Raw genomic sequence first — 18,043 nt, 5'->3', positions numbered from 1 at the left:
CGGGAGGGGTGTATCTGTCGAGTGATAGTTAATCGGACGCAGCGGCCGCGGTGGTGTCCGTGATGTATCGAGATGTTGCGAGTGCGTTACGAGCTCAGGGCGCGCAGGAAGAGGGGGAGGAAGGGGCGTGCGGACGGTGCGCCGGCCTGGCGGAACGGTGCCGAGTCCTGCGATGCGGCGATCCAGTCCCGCCGCTCGACGTCGGTCAGATCCAGCCGGAACCCGGTCGGCGCGACGAGCAGATGCAGCAGCATGGTCGCGGCCCGTCCGTTGCCCTCACGGAAGGGATGCACCTGATTGAGGTCGGCGTAGGTGCGGCTCAGGAGGTACGCGAGCTCGCCCCGGTCGGGGGCCGCCCAGTCGGCACTCAGGATGGTCTCGTGCACGCCCATGAGGCCGTCCCACACGACGGAGCACCTCGCGAACGCGGTGCCGTTCTTCGACAGTTCCACAGTGCGCACGTCGCCTGCCCACACGTAGACGTCCTGGAAGATGTAGCGGTGCACGCTCAGCAGGCGGTGCACACCGACGGCGCCCCCGAGGTCGGCCCGCCCGGTGTGACAGCGGACCAGACGGAGTGCGGTGAGGATGCTCTCCGCGCGGTGCAACGCGGCCGCGTCGACGATGCCCAGCACGTTGCGCAGCGTCGTCGACCCGGGCAGCAGGTACGGGGTGTGCCGCGGACGCAGTGCCGCCCGGCGTGATTCACGCTTCGGTCCGTCGCCGACGAGCCCCTCGCGCACCGACGGCAGCACCGTCTCGCCGCGACACTCGGCGACGAGGAGTGCGAGGTCCGCCGGCGTGGGACGCCATCCCTCGAGCCGTTCGGCGGCGACGGCCTGATCGACGGCGTGGCACTGCTCCGGGGTGAGCCCGGCGAAGGTGTCGGGATGTTCCTCGGACGGCCTCATCGAGCCAGGTACGCCGAGGCCCGTTGCACGCCCGCCACTTCCCGCGCAGCCGCGTCGAGCAGGCTCCGGTCGAGGGGCGTGAGGTCCGACGGGCGCACCAGGTCGTCGACGGGGCGGCCGTCGCGCAGTGCCTCGCACTGGTGCCGCAGCCGGATGCGCTGGACGACGTCGAACGATTCCGCGAGCACCGCGGCGTCGTCCTCGGACAGCACCTGCGCCCGGGCACCGTGCTCGAGCCGCGCCGGCGTGCCCACGGCGTCGTGCCCGGCGGAGACACCGGCCCAGCGCGCGATGTCCACGATGGGAGTCAGGATACCCGCCTTCACGTCCATCGTGTCCGCACGACGGAAGAGTTTGTCCCGCAGCGTCACCCGAGCCTTGATCGTCGTCGCTTCACGCAACATCAGCAGTCGCGCGTGAGCGGCGTCGGCCAGCGCGGCGCGCACGGGCTCCGCCGGTGTCCATCCACCCGGTACCACCGGACGCGCATCGAGCGCGAGCGAGAGCATCACCACACCGGTGTCCTCGTACGGATCGGCCACCCAGCCTGCCACCGCGTCGGACCACTCGTCGACCGTCCGCACGAAGCGCGGCGACGCGGCACTCGCGTGATGGGGATCGGCTGCGAGACCGCAGCGTTCGAGTACGGCGTGCACGTCCGACCCCATCGGGGACGGGCCGCCCACCCGCGCCGTCTCGACATCGGACGACGGGACCGATTCGCGCCGAGCGACGCTTCCGGAGACGAGCCAGGTGGACGCGTCGTCGCCCAGCAGTTCGGCGGCCCGGCGCACGGTGGCCGTCACCACGGACGATCGCACTGCCGTCACGTCGGCCGACGGGACGCGGGAATCGTTCAGCGACAACGTCACCGAGGCAAGCCGCCCGCATGCCTCGACCAGATCGTCGACACTCGCCGAGCGCTCCACCGCGGTGCGCAGCGCTGTGCCCGCACGCAGCGCCGGCGAGAGCAGATCCTGTTCGAGGGCGATGCCGAGCACGCCCCCACTCGCATCCAGCACCACCAGTCGGCGGACACCCGCAGTGAGCGCGAGGGCGGCCGCCTCCGCGACGGGCACCTCGGCGTCGACAGTGACGGCAGGAACGGATGCGACGGCCGACACCGGTGCCGCGGTGCTCAGGCCCGCGGCGATCACGCGTCGGCGCAGGTCGCCGTCGGTCACCACTCCCCACACCGAGCCCGGGCACTGCACGACGAGGGTGCTCGACCGCGCCCGGGTCATCGCGTCGGCTGCCTCCGCGACGGTGATGTCGGCTCGACCGATCGGGACACCGCGACGCGTCAGCGCGCTCACCGGGGAACGCCGACGCGAGGAGGTCACCCGGCCACGTTAACCCCGACGGCCCCACTGTTCCCGGTGCACGGCGTCGGACAGGGGCCGACGCGGACGCCACCCGAACCGCTCGAGGTCCGGAACCTCCTGGAACTGCGTCACCGGACCGACGCACAGCCACGCGACGGGGCGCACGGCATCGTCGCCGGTCAGGCCGATGATGTCCCGCAGCACAGCCTCGTCGTAGAACGACACCCACCCGACGCCGACACCCTCGGACACCGCTGCGAGCCACAGGTTCTCGATGGCCAGGGCCACGGAGAGCAGGCCCGTGTCCCGCACCGTGGCCCGGCCCAGGACGTGCTCACCACCGCGGGAGTCGTCGTACGTCACGACGACGCCGGTGCCACTGGTCTCGATCCCCTCGACGCGGATCGGGTCGAAGGTCTCGGCGCGGTCGGCGGGCAGTGATGCCGCGAAGTCGGCGCGGCACTGCGCCACGTGCGCCGCGAATCGCCCCAGCGTCTCGGGGTGTCGGACGATCACGAAGTCCCACGGCTGGGTGTTCCCGACACTGGGTGCGCGGTGGGCGGCGGCGAGAAGACGGGTGAGGACGGCGTCGTCGACCACCTCACCGCTGAATTCGCTACGGACGTCCCGACGTGCGGCGATGGCGTCGTGGACGGACAGGTGCTCGGTGCTCATGTGGTGACCGTGCCAGAACACGCCTAGTGTCGACACCACTCGGTGCGTCCGAGTCTCGAGACAACGGGGGGGTCGATTCATCGTGGGTTCGACGCCCGGCACCACGCCACCGCCCGGTAGGGGTCAGCTCACCCGCACCGTCATCCTGCGCGCGGGCATCGCCTTCATCGACGACAACGGCGCTCGGGATCTGACGATGCGCCGACTCGGCGGGCGTCTCGGCGTCGAGGCGATGGCGCTCTACCACTACTTCGGTGGCAAGGAAGAACTGCTCGACGGCATCGTCGACCAGGTCATCGACGATCTGGGCAGCGACCCGCAGGTGCTGATGAAGGGCGCCTCGAGCTGGCAGGACTACCTGCAGCGGCTGGCGCACGGCGTGCGACGGATGGCGCTCGAACATCCCGAGGTGTTCCCGCTCATCGCGACCCGGCCGAACAGCGCGCCGTGGGTGCGGCCCCCACTCCGCAGCGTGCGGTGGCTCGAGAACTTCCTCTCCAGCCTGAAGGAATGGGGATTCGACGACGCGGCCGCGGCTGCCGCCTACCGCTCGTACACGAGTTTCCTGCTCGGACAGCTGTTGCTCGAGGTCTCGGCGCAGGGAGTCTCGATCGGTCCGACGGACCCCAACGATCCCGACGATCCCCGCGCCACCGCTCAGCCCGGAGACGACATCGACCCGACGGAGTTCCCCACCGTGGTGCGGATGAAGGCGGAGCTGGCGCGCGATCTCGGCCTGCCCGAGTTCGAGAAAGCGCTCGAGGCGCTGCTCGACCGACTCGCCGCGACCCTGCCTCAGGTGGACGGGTAGCGCAGCTTGGCTCCGGCCTCGACGATGTCCGCGGCAAGCTTGTGCAGCGGTCGGTTGTTGTTCTGCGACAACTTCGAGAGCATCTCGAACGCCTGGACCGAATCCACCTCGAACCGCTCCATCAGCATGCCCTTGGCCTGACCGATGATGTCGCGGGACGCGAGACCGGACCGGAACTGCGCTTCCTTCTGCAGACTCTGCACCGCGATGGCGGCGTGCGCCGCGATCGCCGTCGCCACGGTCAGGCTGTCCTCGTCGAACGCCGCGGTCGACGACGAATACAGCGTGAGCACTCCCAGCGTGCGCTCGTGCATCGCCAGCGGTACGGCGGCCAGCGCGCGGACACCGACGGCGTCGGCCACCTCCGCCAGACCGGGCCAACGATGCACCGGACCGGCGACGACGGCAGCAAGGTCCACGTCCGCCTCGGAGGACCGATGCAGGAGATCGACGGTCGGTCCGTCCCCCGGTCGCCTCTGCACCCGGTCGAGTGCGGCCGCGATGTCGCTGCTCGTGCGGCTGGGCTCCGCAGGCCCCGATACCTCGGCCGCCAGCCGCACCGACGCGTGATCCGCGGCGTCGATCAGATCGACCGACACCGCGAGGACGTGATCGAGAACCTCGTCGATCGTCCGGACCTGGCGCGACCCGGCGAACTCGCGCGCCAGCTCGGCCAGAGTGCGCACCAGATCGAGGTGCTCGGAGCTCGGCGGCCGACCGTCGTTGCTCATGTGTGGTGCTGATCCCTTCGGTTCTCTCATCATCCGTCGTCACTCGGTCGTCGCAGACCGGACGACAAAAGGCGACACCCACCAGTGCCGACGCCTACTGCTGGACGCCGGGCGGGGTATCGCCTTCCGCGCAACTATAACCGGACACCCCGACAGCGGTACGGTGGTCTCGCACTCCGCGTACGGGTCGTCGAGTGATGAATCGGCGAAGGCGGGAGATGCGGGAATGACCGACAGCGCGGACACCACGGCCGAACGACGGGCGTTGGCCCTGTTGGCGGAGGCCCTGACAGACCTGGACAGTGCGCTCGCCGTCTCCCACACGGCCGACGGCGCGCTCGACACGATCTGCGCGCGCGTCGTGACGGCGATTCCCGACGCCGACGCAGCGGGCGTCACTGTCTTCCGCCGCGGCAGGCCGCAGACCGCCGCGAGCACCGAGACGTTCGTCCTCGAGGTGGACCAGGCCCAGTATCGCAGCGAGCAGGGACCGTGCATCGAGTCGGCGTTGACCCACGAGGTGGTGCGTGCCGATCTCGACGACGTGTCCCAGCGCTGGCCCGTGTTCGCGAAGGCGATCGATCGCCTCGACGTCGCGAGTTTCCTGTCCGCACCCGTCACCTCGGGCGGTGCCCTCATCGGCGCCCTCAATCTCTACAGCCACACCGGCCACCGGTTCGATTCCGTCGACGAGTCGGCGATGCGGGTGTTCGTGCAGGCCGCCCAGTCGGCCCTGACCGGAGCGGAGAACTCCGAGCACGCCACCAGGCAGGTCGAGACCTACGCCGCCGCGATGGAGTCCCGTGCCGCGATCGAGCAGGCCAAGGGCGCCCTGATGCTGGGACTCAACGTGTCGGCCGACAAGGCCTTCGACCTGCTGCTCTGGCGCTCGCAGACCACGAACATCAAGGTACGGACTCTCGCCGAGCAACTGGTCCGCGACATCGGCTCGCTCGGCGATGCACCGGACGCTCTGTCCACCGAACTCGGCAAGCTGCTGATGACAGCGCACACGCGCGTGCCGTCGGGTCAGGTCACTCCGGCCGAGTAGTGCGCCCCGTGTGGCGGGAACGAGCCCGGTCAGCTCAGGGCATCGATCACCGCACGCGCCCGATCTGCGAGCGAGGTCCGTGAGCGGCGGGCGTCGGTGACGAGCAGGTCGGTCGCGGGGCCGATGGCGAGACCATGGGTCTCGGCGAGCACACCGATGGCCTGATCGATCACGGCGGCGTCCTCGAGGACCTGCTGTCGACGCGTCGCCTCGACCGACAGGCGCACGTCGCCCTCGGTGTCGACGCTGACGGCCAACGCCGCCAGATCCGCGACGGCCTGAACGAACGCCGCCGCGTGACCCGGTGCCCGCCACGGCCCCGACGTGTGGACCACGACGGCGCCGATGACCCGGTTCGCGATCCGAGCCGGGTAGGCACGCATACCGCCGATGCCGGCCGCACGCGCCTCGCGGGCGTGGTCCTGCCAGCGCCCCGGAGCGTTCTCCAGATCGTCGAGCAGCACGGCCGCGCCGGTGCGCACGCACATCGCCACCGGTCCGCCCACGGTCAGCGATCGGTCGAGCAACCCGGTCGAGGCCGCAGCGACCAGGTCGAGGTCGACCGACCCGGACCCGTCGAACACCACCGACACCGCGGCGGCCCGCAGGGCCTCGCGGGTGCGGGTGGCGAGGAGGTGGAGCAGATAGGGGGCGTCGACCCCGGCGGCCAGATGGCCCGTCAACTCGGCGAGGACGACGACGGGCGACGGCACGTCGGTGTCACCGACGGGGCCGGTGCCGGGCGGATCGAAAGTGGGCGGGAAAGTCACGACGGCTGTCCTTTCGTCGTCGAGTCCGACGCGGTGTCGTCGGTGGAGAAGCGCACCTTGCGCTCGACCACCTCGCGGGCGATGTCGTCGACGGGGCGTCGGGCCGAGTACGCCGCGGCGCGCAGCCGGGCGAGCGCCTCGGTCGGCGACACCCGCATCTGCACCGTGATCATGCCGACGGCCAGATTGACGTAGGGCCGGGTGCGATGGTCGCCCAGCGGCGAGTCGTCCGAGGCGTCGCCGAGCGACTGTCCCGCGCCGAGGCCGGGCGCGAAGGCTTCCAGCAGGCTGATGGCTGCCGCGTCCGCGGTCAGCTGGGCGACAGCGGCGAACTCGTCGCTGAGTTCACCGACGGATGCGCGATACAGTTCGAGCACGCCGAACACGGTGTTGCCGCCGCGCAGCGGGAAGGCGAACAGAGCGGCCGCGCCCCCGTCCGACGCGTCGGCGGCGAATCCGGGCCAGTGCTCCTCCGCCTCGCTGTCGAGATCGGCGACGAACACGGTCCGGCCACGGTGGAAGGCGTCGACGCAGGGACCCTGACCGGTGGTGAACTGCAGTTCGTCGAGGTACTGCGACACGGCGTCGGTGGCGTAGACCAACTCGCGCGTGGTGCCGCTCATGACGGTGATGGCGGCGCCGTCCACCTCGACCAACTGCACGACACTGCGGCACAGATCGGCGATGTCGGTGATGGACAACGGTGCGTGCGCGTCGTCGTCACCACCCGATCGCGTCGTCATGACCTGCACTCACTCCTCGTCGATCGACGTCCACACCGTTGTCCGCGACCCGAGGAATGCCCCGTGTGCCGCGAGTCAACCGTAGCGACAAGTCTGGACCGCGCGGGCGACCGGCGTAGAGTTTTCCCGCACCGTTGCACTCGTGAACGGGCGAACAGGCGAACGACCGAGAACACGGAGACCCATGACGAGCGACCCGGAGCAGTCGTTGCACGAACGCATCCGTGCGGCCGCAGACGAGCTCGTACTGCTCGAGCGACTCGGGGCCGTGGTCACCGGGCGCATCCGGCTGTCCCTCGATGCGCTCGCCGCGATCGATCTCGCCGTGGGTGCACTGATGGTGCGGCACGGATGCGAGGCACCTGCCGCGGTCGCGCGACTGGCGTCGACGGCGTCGTCGCGGTCCGCCACGATGCCCGAGATCGCCGCCGAGGTGCTCGCGGCCATCCGATGAGCGGTCGACTCAGTACGCGCCGTCGCTGCCGACGACGGCCTTGAGGGTCTTCAGCACGATGAGCAGATCACCTGTCATGGACCAGTTCTCGACGTAGCTCAGGTCGAGGCGCACCGATTCCTCCCAGGACAGGTCGGAGCGGCCACTCACCTGCCACAGGCCCGTCAGACCGGGTTTGACCAGCAGCCGGCGGCGCACGTCGCCGTCGTAGGTCTCCACCTCGCGGCGCAGCGGCGGCCGCGGGCCCACGATCGACATCTCGCGGCGAAGCACGTTGAAGAACTGCGGCAGCTCGTCGATGCTCAGCCGCCGCATCACGCGGCCGACCTTGGTGACACGCGGATCCTCGCGCATCTTGAACAGGACGCCGCCCTCGCTGTCGTTGAGCGCCAACAACTCCGACACCCGAGCGTCCGCGTCCTGCACCATCGAGCGGAACTTGATCATCTGGAACGGTGTGCCGTCGAGGCCCATGCGCTCGGATCGGTAGAACACCGGACCCTTGCTGGTGGCCTTGACGAGAAGGGCGGCGAGAAGGAACAGCGGGGCCACGGCGACGAGGGCGACCACGGCGAACACCATGTCGAACGCCGTCTTCCCGAAGCGGCTCGCACCGTTGTACTGCGGCTTCTCCACGTGGATGAGCGGGAGGCCGGCGACCGGCCGCATGTGCAGGCGCGGGCCGGCGACGTCGACGACGCCGGGAGCCACGACCAGATCGACGTTCTTCTTCTCGAGGTCCCACACCATGCGGCGGATGCCCTCGTGACCGATGTGGTCCGTCGCGGTGACGGCGACGGTGTCCGCGCCCGTGGCCTCGATGGCATCGAGCACGTCGTTCTCGTTGCCGAGGACGGGAATCTCGAGACCGTCGACGGACAGCTGATCCTCGGTGACCGACTGGGTGCGCGGCAGGCACACCCCGACCACCGCGTAGCCGGCACTCCCGTCGCGGTTGAACGACCGCGCCATGGAGAGGGCCGAGCTGTGACTGCCGACGATGACGACCGACGTCTGATAGTCGCCGCGACGACGTCCGCGAGCCACGTGCTTGCGGAAGAGCCACCGCGAGACCAGGAGCCCGATCAGCCCGACCGGCAGTGCGATGGCCAGGTAGCCACGCGCCAGTTCGAAGCGGAAGAGCAACGAGATGATGGCCACGAGCCCGAAGAGGCGGAAGGTGGCGGACAGCAGACGCCTGTACTCCTCGGCTCCCCCGCCGAGCACACGCGGCGAGCGGGTGCGGAAGATCGCGAGGAATGCGATCCACGTCAGCGCGAGGGTGACCGAGACCAACGTGTAGTTGAACGCCGCGCGCGGTACCTCGAGATCCGGCCGACCGAAGCGCACCACCTGTGCGCAGGCGACGGCGGCGACGACGACGAGCACGTCGGTCACCCGGAGCCGGTCCATGTACGCGCGCTCCCAGTCGCGTCGCGAGGTCGCCCTCCGCGATCGCCGAGCCCGCGGCAGTGCGACGTCGCGGCGCTCGGCCGACTCGCTCTCCGCCGAGCTGGGAGCAGACACGTGTACCTCGTTCCGTTCGACTGGATCCGCCAGGGACTCGACCGCTGATACGTGTACCAGGGCAGTCGGTAGCTTATTGCCTTCCCGCAAGGCTCGCTCAGACAACCACAGTGCGGTGAATCACACGGTGAGTTCACACAGATTTAGCGTGTTCGAACGACACGATTTCGGAGGACCCTCAGGCCATTTGTTTGCGGCCGCTCACGAAGAAGACGATCCGCGACGCGACATCGATGATCTGGTCGGCGTAGCGCTCGAAATACCGTCCCAGCAGTGCGATGTCCACGGCATTCATCACGTCGTGCCCGTGATCGTCCGCCGACACGGTGTCCACGACCGTTGTCTTCAGAGAATCGACCCGATCGTTCTGTGAACTCAGACAATCGATACGCCCGAGATCACTCGTACGCAGTGCGTCGACTATTCGACCGGACATGTCGAGACACAATTCGCTCATCTCACGAAACTGCGGCATCAGATGATCGGGAACGATCGGCTCGGGAAAGCGACGGCGCGCGGCTTCGGCGATGTGCACCGCGAGGCCGACCATCCGTGAGAGGTCACTGCTGATGCGCACGGCCGAGAACACTCGGCGGAGATCCGCCGCGACGGGTGCCTGCAGCGCCAGCACGGTGACAGCCTGATCCTCGCAGCGGGCACCGAGTTCTCCGAGTGCCTCGCCGCGGGCGATGACGGACTCCGCAGCCTGCAGGTCGCCGTCGAGCAGGGCAATGCTGGCGTCGCGCATGGCGGTCTCCGCCGCCTGCGCGAGAGCGCACAGATCATCGTTCAGTCCCTCGAGTTGAGCTGTGTACGCGTTGCGCATGATGTCCCCGATCCTGGCCGTCCCGCCGACGCGTCCCGGAGGACGCGACGATGGGGGGTACCCACGAGAGCGCCCCCTAATCGAGCAGAGAGCGAACATCGCGCGCGGGCACCGCACGAGAGTAGAGAAATCCTTGGACGCGAGTGCACCCAGTATGGCGGGCGGCCGCGACCTGGTGGTCGCTTTCGATTCCCTCCACGACCAGGGCACGGCCGGTGTCGACCGCGAATCCGGCCAGTGCACGGACCAACGAGTCGCCCGCGGCGGTACCGAGCGTCCGCGCGATGCCCGCGTCGATCTTGAATCCGTCGACGGGGAAGTCGACGAGGCGTTCGAGGGACGAGAAGCCGATGCCGATGTCGTCGAGCAGCACCCGGAACCCGACGGCCTGCAGGGCGCTGACGAACTCGTGTGCCCGTGCCGGGCGAGCATGCGACACGGTCTCGGTCAGTTCGAAGACCACGCGCGCCGCCGGCACCGCGGACGAGGCGACGATCTCGATCAGGTGGCGCACCGCGTCGGGGGCCGCGAGATGCCGCGCGGACAGGTTGACGTGCAGGTCCATCTCGGGAGCGTCGACCATCCACCGCTCGAAGTCGACGAGCGCGCGGACGAGGACCGCGTGGTCGACGTCGATCTCGAGGTCGCTGCCCTCGATGGTGGGCAGGAAGTCCGCGGGACTCACCATCGACGGCGCAGTGGTGCCGTCGCCCGGACGCGTCCAGCGGGCGAGAGCCTCGACCGCGGTGACGGCGCCGGACGACACGTCCACGATCGGCTGATACCAGGGGGTGATCTCGCCCCGCTCGATCGCGGCCGCGACAGCGCGGACGCACCCGGCGGTCTTCGCACGGCCGTGACCACGCAGCGCCTCGAGATGGGTCTCGACCACCCGGCCGAACTCGGTGAGAGTGGTGACCGTGTACTCGTTCGCGGGGTGCGGCTCGGCGTCCAGCACGCAGAGGGTGCCGATGATCAGCCCCTCGCGACCGCGGAGCGGTACCGCGACGTAGGACCCGAGGGACAGGGCGTGCAGAGCCTGCGCGGTGGCCGCGCGGACCGGATCGTTCGAGAACCGGTCGAGGCCGGAATCCGAGACCGCGACGGGCCCCGCGGACGCGACGACGTGCTGACAAGCAGTGTCCGAGCGCGGCAGTGTGTGCGGGAACGGTCCCCCGTGCTGAGCACGGGTGTACTGCACGTCTTCGTCGAGGATGTTGAGCTGCGCGGCGGAGAACCCCAGCGTGGTCGCCGCGAGAGTGGTGAGGGTCTGGAGCGTGGAGTCCGTGGCCGTGAAGTCGACATAGTGCCGCGCCGACTCACTCTGGCGCCGGAGTGCGCTCCTCTGCATGACGTGTCCGTTCTACGAGGCCACCGTCGGATGGTTCCGACGTGGCGTGTCCCGACACCGTGACCCCCCGGATCGTCAGTGATTCGTACCTGTTCCAGCCCCGTATCGGTCACGGGCGGGAAAAGGTTTCGTCCATTCCACAGTCGAGTCATCGTACAAGCCGTCAAACAGGCACGACGCCGGGTATCGGAGGTTCCGCCGTAGTATCACCGAATGACAGCGGACGGGCCCCTGACCGGGTCGGACTGGAACGCACGCGAGCGGCACGAGACCGAGACCGAGCGCCTCGATCGCAACTGGTCGAACCTCCTGCAGGAGCTGCGCGTGGTGCAGACCGGTATCCAGTTGCTCACCGGCTTCCTGCTCACCCTCCCGTTCCAGGCCCGGTTTCCGGAACTCGAGACGTACGAGCAGGCCGTGTACCTCGTGACGCTCGGAGCATCGGTCACCGCCACCATCCTTCTGGTCGCGCCGGTGGCTCTGCACAGGATCCTGTTCCGTCGCCGGGCACTGCGTCAGCTCGTCGACCACGCGAACCGGTTCGCTCTCGCCGGTTTCGTCCTGGTGGGCATCGCGATGTCCGGTGTACCGCTGCTCATCTTCGACCTGGTGGTGGGTCCCACCGCGGGCATCATCGCGTGCGCAGTGGCGGCCACCCTGTTCGTCTCGGTCTGCCTCGTACTGCCCGTGTCGTTGCGCCGCCGGCTGGGTCCGGTGAACGATCGGTCCGATTCGACCGAGTGATCTCGACCATGGATGTGCAAAATCTGCGCGCAGTGGGTACAGCGCTTCCATGATCACCGACGTCGCCGACGACATGCCGGTCACCGACCGTGGTGACGCGACCCGCGATCTGATCCTGCAGGACATCCCCGCCGAGCCTCGGGCGCTGACCGGTGTGCGTACGACGGTGCTCGCATGGCTGCGCGACCGCGGCCTCGACGAGGACCTGTGCCAGGACATCACCCTGGCCACGTACGAGGCATTGGCCAACAGCGTCGAGCACGCCTACGAGCGCTCCGCGGACACCGTGGTGCGCACCGTCGGACTCGAGGTGCGTACTCCGCGGGCCGGCGGGGTGACCATCGACGTGACCGATCGGGGATCCTGGGTCGACAACGGCAACGATCCGCGCCGAGGTCGAGGGCTTCCCCTCATCCATGCGCTCGCGCACGAAGCGTCGGTGGATTCCTCGGAGGACGGCACGACCGTCCGGATGCGGTGGAACGCGGCCTGACGGTCAGACCAGTGCGTGCCGCGACTGCGTCGTCACCACGGGCAACGGTTCCGACCGCGTCGGTACCACCGGCAGCGGCGCGCTGAACGGAGACTCCGACCGTCGTGCGGCGAGAAGGGCAGCCCCCGTCGCGGCGATGGACTGCGGATCCTGTGGCATCACCAGAGCGGAACCCCACTCGCGCGCGAACACACCGCGCAACAGAGGGAGGTTCGCCGGTCCGCCGGCCAGTACCACGGCGTCGACACGATGCGCACCCCGGCGCACCACATCGCTCACCCAGTCGGCAGCCTCGGTGACGTAGTCCAGCATCAGCCGGTCCACCGTGGTCCGCCAGACGTTCACGGTGCCCCCGACGAACGGCCCGCCGACGCGCACGACGCGGTGCAGGGCGATCATCTCCATCGCCCACTCGACGCCCTCGGTCAGTAGCTGAGAGTCGTTCGGCGACAGCGGTTCCGCTGTGCCGTAGGCAGCCAGGAGGTGCTCACGGACACTGTCCGCGAAGGCACTGCCCCGGTAGCGGTCGGTCCACGTCGCGTCCTTGACGAAGCCCGTGGCCACGTCGACGACGGACACCGACGTACCGCTCTTCCCCATGTCGACGACGGCGATCGTGGATCCCGACTCGACCAGGCCGCGCATTCTCAGATACATCAGCTGGGCGCCGAGTTCCGAAGCGAGACGGACACATCCGCCGGTGTGCACGGACAGGGAGATGGTACCCACGCGTGACCGGGGCTCGTCCGGAACCACCAGCACGGCGTTCTCACGATCGGCGCCGTGGCGCGCACAGACCGAATCCACCACGTCGACAGCGGCTTCGAGTCGATCGCGACCGCGTGCCACCGTGACGGACTCGGTACCGAGCAACGCACGGCCCATGGGATCCATCACCGCGGCTCGTATCGCCGACGCTCCGAGGGAAATTCCTACCACTGCTCGCATGACCCGCCCCGTTCCTGGTGTTCCGCGACGAAGCCTAGGCGCTCGAACAGGGAAAAGGTCTGTTCTCAGTGGCTATTGGCAAAGTTTGGTTGGTTTCACTAGGAACCGGGGCGTCACTCGACCGACGCGGTACCGGACGTGTCCGGCGTCGGGTCGGGCTCGGACGGCTGAGTCGGCGGCTCGGAATCCGTCGGCGGCTCGGACGACGAGCCTCCCGTCGGTCCGGGTGTCTCGTCGCCGCCGGAACCACCGCCCGTACCGGTGCCGGGATCGGTACCACCCGTGCCGGTTCCGCCGCCGCTGGTCGATCCGCCACCGGCGGAGCCTCCGCTGGTCGACCCACCGCTGGTCGAGCCACCGCTGGTCGAACCTCCACTCGTCGAACCACCGCTCGTGGAACCACCGCTCGTCGATCCGCCGCTCGTCGATCCGCCGCTGGACGGCGCCGCCGACGAGGTTCCCGGTCGAGTGGTCGCGGCACCGGGTGCGGCGGGCACCGACACGGCTCCGTTCTGCTGCGTGACACCGGGGCGGATGCCGGTGAGGGCGTCCGCGGCCGTGGTGCCGCCGGGCACGGGTGCCGGAACGGCCGTGGGGCTCGATCCGGCGGGCGCTGCGGGATTGGGAGCGATACCGGTGCCCGCCTCGGCCGAGTCGGTGGCCGACGTGGACAGGGGTTCCGCGACACCGGCAGCCTCGGGAGCCCGGGGTCCCGTCACGGCCCAGACCGCGAACGATCCGGCCAGGACGGCGGCAGCGACTCCCGCACCCACGACGGCGAACCCTCGGCGCGTCTCGCGTGAGGACGCGTCGACCGGCTCGGGCAGCACCACCGGGATCGGACCGGTGATCGCGTCGCCGGCGTCGTGGTCGGCCCACAGCGCGACGGCGACCGCCGGTTCGAGGGACGGATCGACGTCCACCGCGTCGACGACGACCACGTCGCGAACGTGACCGTCGCGCAGCGCGGACTCGACGGGCTCACGCAGATGCGGCGACTCGAGGACGACGGCGGCACCGGTGAGCAGCAGATCGGCGCGGGCAGCCCGGAGCCGCATGACACCGATGGACGTCGCGACCGCCGCGGCCACCTCGGCCGGCGACCCGGTCTGCATCGGGATGGTGCGCTCGTCGACCGGACCGAGCCGAGGCAGCTCGACGTCGACGAGAGCCGCCGTCACCTCGTCGCTCGTCGCCGAGATTCCCAGCACGATGTGCATGTCGTCGTCGTCCGCCTGTTCGTTCTCGATGATGCGTGGTCTCGTACGGTCCCGCCCGATGGATCAGTGCGCCGTGGTGGGCTGGGCGCTGGTTGCCGCGGGCGTGGTCGTCCGAGTCGTCGTGGACGTCGGCGACGGAGCCGCAGATGTCGTCGTCGTGCTGGTGTTCGAGTTCGGCCGCCGTGTCGTGGTGGGCGCCGGCGTCTCCTCCGGCTCGTCCTGTACCGCGGTGGAGGGTGCCGGGGCGAGCGTCGGGCGCTGGGAGATCGAGGTCGACGGCGTGACGCTCGACGGTGCTGCGACGGGCGTCTCCGTGGACGGCGCCGGCGCGGCGGTGGCGCTCGACGACGCCGCCGAGGGCGAGGCCGGCGCCGCGTCGACGCGCGGGGCAGTGCTGGGCACGGTGGTGGCAGTGGGCGTGGCGTCGACGGACGACGTGACGACGACGCGATCCGTCGCCTGCACGGCCTCGGTCTCCGACCGTCCCGACGCGCCGGCGGCCGCGCCGAGGGTGACCGCGGCGACGAGCGCCGTGGTTCCCACCACGACACCGGCACGGGACCGACGCCGCCGCGTGGAGCGGGCGCGTCGAGGCGCACCGGTGACGACGCGCGGCGTGGGCAGCGGTGGTCGAGCGGTCTCCGGCTCCGGCGCCACCTCGGGTTCCCGGGTGGGAACCGGCTCCGCCGCTGGGGTGTGAGCCGGCTCCGCCACCGTGGTGAAGGCGGCCGTGACCTCGTCGTCCGCCGGCGGTGCGGTGACGACGGGCAGCGGCACGGCGTCCACGGCGGGGGGCACGACGGTGGAGAGATGTGCGGCGCCCATGGCCGCGAAGAACTGCGGCCAGCGCGGCGTGATGACGGGGACCGCGACGCGAGCGGCGATGTCGCGGCGCACCGACGGGATGTGCGCGCCGCCGCCGACCAGGAGCACGGCGTCGGCTCCGCGGGCCACGGCGTCGTCCACGAGGTCGACGAGCATCGCGGTGGGCTGGGCGATGAGAAGTTCGAAGTCGGTGCGGCGCAGGCGAACCGAATCGGTGACGAACGGCCCCGACAGGTCGACCGCACGCTCGTCGGACAACATCTCCTTGGCCGCGAGACTGTCTCGCGCCAGGGTGCGCACGGCGGCGGGGCTCATCTTCTCGGCAGCACCGAAGGTGGTGGACAGGTGATCGGCGACCGCGGCGTCGATCGCGTCACCGGACAGCTCGGTGATGCCCACGCTCGAGTACAGGTCACCGGTCTGTGTGTCCAGGACGTGCACGCGCGTGCCGACCCGACCGAGGTCGACGATCGCGAGGGTGCGAGCCGCGTCGACGCAGCCCTCCATCCGTGCGGCGGCCAGCAGCGCGTCGCACTCGGCGACGAGTCGGACTCCGCCGGGACCGTAGGTGCTCTCGGGGTCTCCCCCCACGGCGATCACCGGCGCGTCCGGACCCACGCACAGATCCGCGGCCATCTCGAACGCTGCTGCAGCGGCCGCTGACAGAGGATGGTCGGATCCGGTGGCGAGCGAGCGCGCCTCGACGACCCGGCCCTCCGGGTCCATCACGACTCCGCGCACGCACCCGGTGCTCATGGAGACACCGAACGTTTCCGTCTCGGTTCGCATCATGGATCACCACCATCGGCTGTCGGAGTTTCGGACAGACCGATAGTAGAGCGTCAAACAAGGCATAGCAACGTATACGACGGCGAAAACCGACCGTAGGTCTACTGGAGAAAGTTCAAATAAGCCTTCGACGGGGTCGGACCGCGCTGTCCCTGATACTTCGATCCCAGCGCTGAGCTGCCGTAAGGATTGATCGCCGGACTGGAGAGACGGAACAAGCAGAGCTGCCCGATCTTCATGCCCGGCCACAACGTGATGGGCAGATTGGCGACATTCGAGAGCTCCAGCGTGATGTGTCCGCTGAAGCCCGGATCGATGAAACCCGCCGTCGAGTGTGTGAGAAGTCCCAGCCGGCCCAGACTCGACTTGCCCTCCAGTCGCCCCGCGAGATCGTTCGGCAGCGTCGTCAGCTCGAGCGTCGACCCGAGCACGAACTCGCCCGGATGCAGAACGAACGGCTCCCCCTCGGCGGGCTCCACCAACGTGGTCAGCTCGTCCTGCTGCAGCTTCGGGTCGATGTGGGTGTAGCGCGAGTTGTCGAACACCCGGAACAGCCCGTCCAGGCGCACGTCCACACTCGACGGCTGCACCATCGCCTCGTCGAACGGTTCGATGCCGAGCGTTCCGGCATCCACCTCGGCCTTGATGTCGCGATCGGAGAGCAGCACGCACAGAGACTATCGACCGAGTCCGCCGAGGCCACCCGGGCGCCCTGCTAATCTTCAGGGCAGCACCACCGGCCGATGTAGTTCAATGGCAGAACATCAGCTTCCCAAGCTGAATACGCGGGTTCGATTCCCGTCATCGGCTCCACGTCTCCCTCTCACCGCCGAGCGATGGTGGAATCCGGACCCCGGATTCCGGGGCCTACATTCCACACTTCACACTCGCGGTCGTCCCACTGTGTCCAGCGACACGCGTCGCTCCTGGTCAGGCTGGGTACACCTCCGCGCATACCCCCTCTCCCCCGGAAACGAGCACCTCCATGACCGAACGCGTCGTCTCCGCACGCCTCGATGTCGACATCACGGCCGCCAGCACCCTGGAGTTCCAGATCGCCGTGGCCCCGCATCACGGCGCGCAGGTCGCCGAGACCCTCTCGTTCGTCCTGGACGGGAAGACGGTCGAGGCCCGCGAGGTCAGCGGAGCCCACGGCAACCGGATCCACGTCCTCGAGGCGCCGGTGGGCAACCTGCAGGTCTACTACGACGCGACCGTCACCGGGAACGCGGAGCCGTCCCCCGTCACGGATCTCGATCGCTCGGTCTACCTCCGTCCGAGCCGGTACGCGGAGGCCGACAAGTTCTTCGGTTTCGCGGCCACGGAGTTCGGCAGCGAGTCGGACGACGCGGTCCTGTTGTCGGAGGTCTCCGACTGGGTCGGCCGTCGACTGCACTACGTCCCGGGGAGCAGCGATCCCATCGACGGTGCGGCGGACACGCTGCTCGCCGGTGCCGGCGTGTGCCGTGACTACGCGCACCTGGTCGTCGCGATGCTGCGCGCGCTGAACGTTCCAGCTCGTCTGGTCGCCGTCTACGCACCCGGATGCGACCCGATGGACTTCCACGCTGTCGCGGAGGCCTTGGTGAACGACACCTGGCACGTCGTGGACGCGACGTGCCTCGCACCTCGGTCGACGCTGGTCCGGATCGCGACCGGACGCGATGCGGCCGACACCGCGTTCCTCGACAACCACAAGGGTTCGATCACGCTGAACAGCTCCACGGTCACGGCCGTGGCGACCGACGGCCTGCCGAAGGACGACATCCACGAGCTGGTCTCCCTCACCTGATCCGGCGCATGCGTCGGTCGCCTCCTGCGTCGTCGGGTTACTGTGACTCGACGAATC

19 protein-coding genes and 1 tRNA gene are annotated in these 18,043 nt (G+C 69.4%); 7 read left to right on the top strand and 13 right to left on the bottom strand.

Translation table 11 applies throughout. The annotated features are described in order from the left end of the window. Window positions 1-86 precede the first annotated feature (86 nt). The 3 genes from HQ314_RS17425 to bluB are packed head-to-tail and all read right to left on the bottom strand — an operon-like array spanning window position 87 to window position 2,911. The gene (locus HQ314_RS17425; RefSeq protein ID WP_222650710.1) at window positions 87-911 is read right to left on the bottom strand and encodes a Fic family protein; all 825 of its coding nucleotides are present in this window, start codon (window positions 909-911) and stop codon (window positions 87-89) included. Next, window positions 908-2,254 carry a putative nucleotidyltransferase substrate binding domain-containing protein gene (locus HQ314_RS17420; protein ID WP_222650709.1) on the bottom strand — a complete coding sequence of 449 codons (1,347 nt, stop codon included), beginning with the start codon at window positions 2,252-2,254 and terminating at the stop codon, window positions 908-910. The genes HQ314_RS17425 and HQ314_RS17420 overlap by 4 nt, the downstream gene beginning before the upstream one ends. Window positions 2,255-2,263: 9 nt before the next feature. Next, window positions 2,264-2,911, bottom strand: coding sequence for a 5,6-dimethylbenzimidazole synthase (gene bluB / locus HQ314_RS17415; protein WP_222650708.1), 648 nt, complete (start codon window positions 2,909-2,911; stop codon window positions 2,264-2,266). Between the two features lie 79 nt (window positions 2,912-2,990). Here bluB and HQ314_RS17410 point away from each other — a divergent pair, with 79 nt between their 5' ends. Further along, window positions 2,991-3,722 carry a TetR/AcrR family transcriptional regulator gene (locus tag HQ314_RS17410; RefSeq protein ID WP_051613498.1) on the top strand — a complete coding sequence of 244 codons (732 nt, stop codon included), beginning with the start codon at window positions 2,991-2,993 and terminating at the stop codon, window positions 3,720-3,722. On the opposite strand, the gene HQ314_RS17405 is transcribed toward HQ314_RS17410, so the two are convergent. After that, on the bottom strand, window positions 3,707-4,453 hold the full coding sequence (locus HQ314_RS17405) for a GAF and ANTAR domain-containing protein (protein WP_222650707.1): 747 nt from the start codon (window positions 4,451-4,453) through the stop codon (window positions 3,707-3,709). The two genes, HQ314_RS17410 and HQ314_RS17405, sit on opposite strands and share 16 nt — an antisense overlap. A 226-nt stretch (window positions 4,454-4,679) precedes the next feature. On the opposite strand from HQ314_RS17405, the gene HQ314_RS17400 reads away from it, so the two are divergent. Continuing rightward, window positions 4,680-5,504: a GAF and ANTAR domain-containing protein gene (locus HQ314_RS17400; RefSeq protein ID WP_222650706.1), complete on the top strand. Its 825-nt coding sequence runs from the start codon at window positions 4,680-4,682 to the stop codon at window positions 5,502-5,504. A gap of 29 nt (window positions 5,505-5,533) precedes the next feature. Here the strand turns inward: HQ314_RS17400 and HQ314_RS17395 are convergent, their stop codons facing one another. Together HQ314_RS17395 and HQ314_RS17390 are read right to left on the bottom strand one after the other, a co-directional pair. After that, window positions 5,534-6,274: a GAF and ANTAR domain-containing protein gene (locus HQ314_RS17395; RefSeq protein ID WP_222650705.1), complete on the bottom strand. Its 741-nt coding sequence runs from the start codon at window positions 6,272-6,274 to the stop codon at window positions 5,534-5,536. Next, window positions 6,271-7,017 (bottom strand): GAF domain-containing protein, encoded by a 747-nt coding sequence (locus HQ314_RS17390; RefSeq protein WP_056443790.1) that lies wholly within the window; start codon window positions 7,015-7,017, stop codon window positions 6,271-6,273. The genes HQ314_RS17395 and HQ314_RS17390 overlap by 4 nt, the downstream gene beginning before the upstream one ends. A gap of 184 nt (window positions 7,018-7,201) precedes the next feature. Here HQ314_RS17390 and HQ314_RS17385 point away from each other — a divergent pair, with 184 nt between their 5' ends. Beyond that, window positions 7,202-7,471, top strand: coding sequence for an ANTAR domain-containing protein (locus HQ314_RS17385; protein ID WP_222650704.1), 270 nt, complete (start codon window positions 7,202-7,204; stop codon window positions 7,469-7,471). Between the two features lie 9 nt (window positions 7,472-7,480). On the opposite strand, the gene HQ314_RS17380 is transcribed toward HQ314_RS17385, so the two are convergent. From HQ314_RS17380 to HQ314_RS17370, 3 genes are all read right to left on the bottom strand, one after another. After that, entirely contained in the window at window positions 7,481-8,884 is a 1,404-nt protein-coding gene (locus HQ314_RS17380; RefSeq protein ID WP_037186361.1) for a sugar transferase, read from the bottom strand. A 292-nt stretch (window positions 8,885-9,176) separates the two neighbouring features. Further along, complete coding sequence (locus tag HQ314_RS17375) at window positions 9,177-9,824, bottom strand: PhoU domain-containing protein (protein ID WP_027506381.1); 648 nt, start codon at window positions 9,822-9,824, stop codon at window positions 9,177-9,179. Between the two features lie 76 nt (window positions 9,825-9,900). Then, window positions 9,901-11,175 (bottom strand): EAL domain-containing protein, encoded by a 1,275-nt coding sequence (locus HQ314_RS17370; protein WP_222650703.1) that lies wholly within the window; start codon window positions 11,173-11,175, stop codon window positions 9,901-9,903. 213 nt (window positions 11,176-11,388) lie between these two features. On the opposite strand from HQ314_RS17370, the gene HQ314_RS17365 reads away from it, so the two are divergent. Together HQ314_RS17365 and HQ314_RS17360 are read left to right on the top strand one after the other, a co-directional pair. Beyond that, window positions 11,389-11,919, top strand: a complete 531-nt coding sequence (locus tag HQ314_RS17365; protein WP_222650702.1) for a DUF6328 family protein — start codon at window positions 11,389-11,391, stop codon at window positions 11,917-11,919. A 49-nt stretch (window positions 11,920-11,968) separates the two neighbouring features. Then, window positions 11,969-12,412, top strand: a complete 444-nt coding sequence (locus HQ314_RS17360) for an ATP-binding protein (RefSeq protein ID WP_222650701.1) — start codon at window positions 11,969-11,971, stop codon at window positions 12,410-12,412. 3 nt (window positions 12,413-12,415) lie between these two features. Here the strand turns inward: HQ314_RS17360 and HQ314_RS17355 are convergent, their stop codons facing one another. From HQ314_RS17355 to dcd, 4 genes are all read right to left on the bottom strand, one after another. After that, the gene (locus HQ314_RS17355) at window positions 12,416-13,360 is read right to left on the bottom strand and encodes an Hsp70 family protein (protein ID WP_222650700.1); all 945 of its coding nucleotides are present in this window, start codon (window positions 13,358-13,360) and stop codon (window positions 12,416-12,418) included. Window positions 13,361-13,473: 113 nt separating this feature from the next. Continuing rightward, complete coding sequence (locus HQ314_RS17350) at window positions 13,474-14,580, bottom strand: hypothetical protein (RefSeq protein WP_222650699.1); 1,107 nt, start codon at window positions 14,578-14,580, stop codon at window positions 13,474-13,476. 63 nt (window positions 14,581-14,643) lie between these two features. Next, entirely contained in the window at window positions 14,644-16,197 is a 1,554-nt protein-coding gene (locus HQ314_RS17345; protein ID WP_222650698.1) for an Hsp70 family protein, read from the bottom strand. A gap of 98 nt (window positions 16,198-16,295) precedes the next feature. After that, window positions 16,296-16,862 (bottom strand): dCTP deaminase, encoded by a 567-nt coding sequence (gene dcd / locus HQ314_RS17340; RefSeq protein WP_027506388.1) that lies wholly within the window; start codon window positions 16,860-16,862, stop codon window positions 16,296-16,298. Between the two features lie 71 nt (window positions 16,863-16,933). On the opposite strand from dcd, the gene HQ314_RS17335 reads away from it, so the two are divergent. Then, window positions 16,934-17,007, top strand: a tRNA-Gly gene (locus tag HQ314_RS17335). A gap of 172 nt (window positions 17,008-17,179) precedes the next feature. After that, a complete protein-coding gene (locus tag HQ314_RS17330) occupies window positions 17,180-17,986 on the top strand; it encodes a transglutaminase family protein (protein WP_222650697.1) in 807 nt (268 codons plus the stop codon). The last annotated feature ends 57 nt before the right edge of the window (window positions 17,987-18,043 follow it).

The organism is Rhodococcus sp. BP-332 (genome assembly GCF_019836065.1).
GTDB lineage: Bacteria > Actinomycetota > Actinomycetes > Mycobacteriales > Mycobacteriaceae > Rhodococcoides.
Note: the sequence above shows the minus strand (reverse complement) of the source record. Positions and strands in the feature narration are given on the sequence as shown.